Source organism: Pseudomonas brassicae, from assembly GCF_010671725.1.
Lineage (GTDB): Bacteria > Pseudomonadota > Gammaproteobacteria > Pseudomonadales > Pseudomonadaceae > Aquipseudomonas > Aquipseudomonas brassicae.
Window position 1 is genome coordinate 1 of the sequence record NZ_JAAHBU010000468.1, and the last position, 3,741, is coordinate 3,741.

Below are 3,741 nucleotides of genomic sequence, written 5' to 3' on the forward strand. Positions count from 1 at the left end.
TTTTTTGTGGCCTGTGGGATCAGGCCCGACGGGCTTGCAGGTCTTGTTCGTTTTCGAGGAATTCTTCCTGCAGCAGGGCATCTGGTGCAGAGGCTGCAGCGGCTTTCTGGGTCACGGCACGTTTGCCGCGCAGTTTACCGAACAGGTGCTCCAGTGCGTGATCGAGCTTGGTCGCAGCGCCTTCGATGGCCTGCTCCAGGGTGTCGGCCTTGTGGCTGACGGAAATCGGTTGGTGGCCTTTGGGGCGTGCCTCCATCTGGCAGCGCAGATCATGGGGGCCTGGCTTGTCGCCGTTCTCATCGCGCAGGTGAACTTCGATGCGGGTGAGGTCTTCTTCGTAGCGTTCGAGCGTGCTTTCTACCGTAGTGCGTACCCACTCTTCGAGACGGGCACTGCTTTGGATATGGTTGTCGCTGTTGACTTGGATTTGCATAGTTCAATCCCTTATTCAGCTAGCTCGCAAGAGATTCGATGAGGGCCGTTGCGGCCTGTGGAAATCATCGCCTCTTGACTACAAGGTCAGGCAGTTGGCGAAACTTTTCAAGTCCTTGAAGAAGAAAAATATTTTGAGGCAATTAATCCAGTGAAAGGGGCCAGGGGCTGCGGTAGATCAATATGAGCGGCGTTGAATCCTTCGCTGGCAAGCCAGCGCCCACAGGTACAGCGCTGATCCCTGTGGGGGCTGGCTTGCCAGCGAAGCAGGCGCCCTTGATCAGAAGGCGACCGCGGTCTGCAGGTACACCGTGCGCGGTTCACCCACGTACTTGCCCTTGTTGTTGTCGTCGAACGAACGGGTGAAGTACTGGTGGTTGAAGATGTTCTTCACCCCCACCGCCACGTTCAGGTTCGACAACTGCGGGCCGAAATCGTAGCCGGCACGGCTGCTGAACAGCATGTAGCCCGGAATCCGCCCGGCCGCGCCATCCGCGCTTTCCGTCGAGGTGTTGGCATTGTCGGCGAACTGGCTGCTCTGGTAGGTGCTGTCGAGGTTCAACTGCCATGGGCCGTCGGTGTAACCCACCCCCAGCGTACCCTTGTGCTTGGAGGAGAACGGCACACGATTGCCGCGGTTCGGCCCCTCTTCGCGGATGCTCGCATCGACGAAGGCATAGCTGGCATACACATCGAAGCCGGCCAGCGCCGGGGTCAGCCCGTCGAGGGCGTACTTCACGCTGGTTTCCACGCCCTGGTGGCGGGTTTCGCCGCGTGCGATCACGTCGTCGGTGGTCTGGTTGCTCTCGTACTGGTTGTCGAAGTTGATCAGGAACAACCCGGCCTCGGCCTGCAGGTTGCCGTTGTCGTAGCGCGTGCCGACTTCCCAGGTGCGGGCTTTCTCGGGCTTCACTTCACCCTTGTTCACGCGGTTGGGCATCTGGCTGTACTGCACGCTGCCGAACGAGCCTTCGGTGTTGGCGTAGAGGTTCCAGCTGTCGTTCAGGTGGTACATCACGTTCAGCGCCGGCAGGGCGGTGTTGTAGTCGCCCTTGTAGTCCAGGTCCTTGATCTTGTTGCTCTGCTGCGACTTGATCATCTCGTAGCGGATGCCCGGGGTAATGGTCCAGCGGCCGATGTCGATGCGGTCATCCAGGTACAGGGCATGGGCATCGGTGCTGCCACGGGTGTCGCGGTCGTTGGGGCTGGAGGTGGTCGGCAACTGGCCGGCGCTGACGTCTTCCATGTAGCGCAGCTCGTGACCGGCCTCGTTGATGTAGCGGTAGCCCAGGCCCACCTCGTGGTGGCTGTCGCCCACCGCAAAGCCCTGGGTGAAGCGGCTTTCGATGCCGCGTACCCAATACTCGCGCGGCGACAGCGACACCGCACTCTTCTGCACCAGGTAGCCGCTGCGCAGGGTCTTGGTGAAGAAGCTGTTGAGGCTGAACTGACGCTCGCCTTGCTGGTAGTCGTAGCCGACGTTGAACATGGTGCGCCGGCCCCAGAACTTGTCCTGCAGGCGGGTCGACTGGTACGGGTCGGCGTCGTAGTCGGCCACGTTCAGGCCGCCAGGCATCTGCGCCTCGCCTTCGTAGTACTGGGCCATGGCGTGCAGGCTGTTGGCCTCGTCCAGTTGCAGCTTGCCCTTGAGGATCAGGTCGTCGATCTGGGTGTCGCTGTGCTCGCGCCAGTCGCCACCCCGGGTGCCCGAATACAGGATAGCGCCACCCAGGCCGTTGTCGGCGGTGCCGCCGGCCAACAGGTTGGCGCTGCTCTTGAAGCCGTCATGGCTGGAGGCCGGGCTGGTCTGGGTCTGCAGGCCGGCCTTGACGGTGGGTGTATCGGGGATGGCGCGGGTCACGAAGTTGACGATGCCGCCCACGTTCTGCGGCCCGTAGCGCACCGCACCACCGCCGCGCACCACGTCCACTGCGTCCAGGTTGCCCAGGCTGATCGGGGCGAACGACAGCTGCGGCTGGCCATACGGGGCAAAGGGCACCGGCACGCCGTCCATCAGCACCGTGGAGCGCGACGCCAGGCGCGGGTTGAGCCCGCGAATGCCGAAGTTGAGCGCCATGTCGTGGCTGCCGGTGCCGTTGTTTTCCGGCGCATTCACGCCAGGGATGCGGTTGAGCACTTCACGCGCGCTGGTCGCGCCGGTGCGTTCGAACTCCTCGCGGCGGATCACGTCGCGGGCGCCGGCGTGGTCGAACACGTTGTCCTGGGCGGCGTTGCCCAGCCAGTCACCCACCACGCTCGAGCTGCCCAGTTCCACCGCAGCGCTGGCGCTCGGGCCCAGCGGTTGCAGGCTGTAGGCATTGTCGCCTTCGGCGCGGGCTTGCAGGCCGGTGCCTTCAAGCAGTGCATCCAGTCCCTGTTGCGTGGTGTAGTGGCCTTCGAGGCCGCGGCTTTGCACGCCGCCGGTCACCTGCGAGCCGAACGAAATCAGTGCGCCGCTCTCGCGGCCGAACTGGTTCAGTGCCGCTTCCAGCGCGGTAGGCGCAATGTGATAGGCGCGCGCGTCAGGTTCGGCTGCCTGCAACGGGGCGATGGCGCCGCAGGTGAGGCTGGCGCCGAGCAGCAGGGCGTGGGCGAGGGGGGGGAGTCGAAGCGGCATGCAAAGGGTCCTTGAGAAGGTCGAGGCAAAGGGTTCTGCCTTCTCTGTCACGCGAGATGAAAAATCGGCTCACGGCGGCTGCAATTAATTTCAGGCGCGGGCTTGGATGGTGACCCAGTAGCGGGTAAAGCGCCGCACGCGCACGGGCAACGCCACCTCCAGCAGGTCGAGGATGCGTTCGCTGTCGGCCAGCGGATAGCTGCCCGAAATCAGCAGGTCGGCCACGGCCGGGTCGCAGTTGAGCTGGCCGCGACGGTAGCGGCCAAGGTCTTCGAGAAAATCCCCCAGGCGCATGTGCGCGGCCACCAGCATGCCGTCTACCCAGGCCCCGGCATTGGCGTCCAGCGCGCTGCTGCGCCCCAGCGCGGGCCGTCGAAGCGGGCTTGCTGCCCGGCGTCCAGACGTTGCTCGGCCAGGCCTGCGCTGCCCTGGAACACCGCGACGTGACTGTGCCCGGCCAGCTGGCGCACATTGAAACGCCCGCTGGACAGGTCGAGCACGCCATTGCCGGTGCGCAGGCGCAGCGGCCGCGGGTCGTCGGCCACATTGAGCAGCAACTCGCCTTCGAGCAGATGCACCAGGCGCTGGTCGCGGTCGAAACGCACATCGGCGGCGCTGGCGGTATTGAGGTGCAGCACGCTGGCATCGTCCAGGCGCATCTGCCGGCGCTGGCCCAGCGGGCTACGGTAATC

General features: G+C 64.4%; 2 protein-coding genes and 1 pseudogene. All 3 read right to left on the bottom strand.

What is annotated here, in order from left to right:
• Nucleotides 1-19: 19 nt before the first annotated feature.
• Nucleotides 20-433 carry an HPF/RaiA family ribosome-associated protein gene (locus tag G3436_RS24540; RefSeq protein WP_163950506.1) on the bottom strand — a complete coding sequence of 138 codons (414 nt, stop codon included), beginning with the start codon at nt 431-433 and terminating at the stop codon, nt 20-22.
• Nucleotides 434-712: 279 nt separating this feature from the next.
• On the bottom strand, nt 713-3,049 hold the full coding sequence (fecA, locus tag G3436_RS24545; RefSeq protein ID WP_163950509.1) for a TonB-dependent Fe(3+) dicitrate receptor FecA: 2,337 nt from the start codon (nt 3,047-3,049) through the stop codon (nt 713-715).
• A 90-nt stretch (nt 3,050-3,139) separates the two neighbouring features.
• Nucleotides 3,140-3,741 (bottom strand): annotated as a pseudogene (locus G3436_RS24550) (FecR domain-containing protein); the annotation flags it as partial.

Coding starts and splice junctions, on each gene's coding strand:
- G3436_RS24540 (WP_163950506.1), bottom strand. CDS start 433: ATGCAAATCCAAGTCAACAGCGACAACCATATCCAAAGCAGTGCCCGT.
- fecA (WP_163950509.1), bottom strand. CDS start 3,049: ATGCCGCTTCGACTCCCCCCCCTCGCCCACGCCCTGCTGCTCGGCGCC.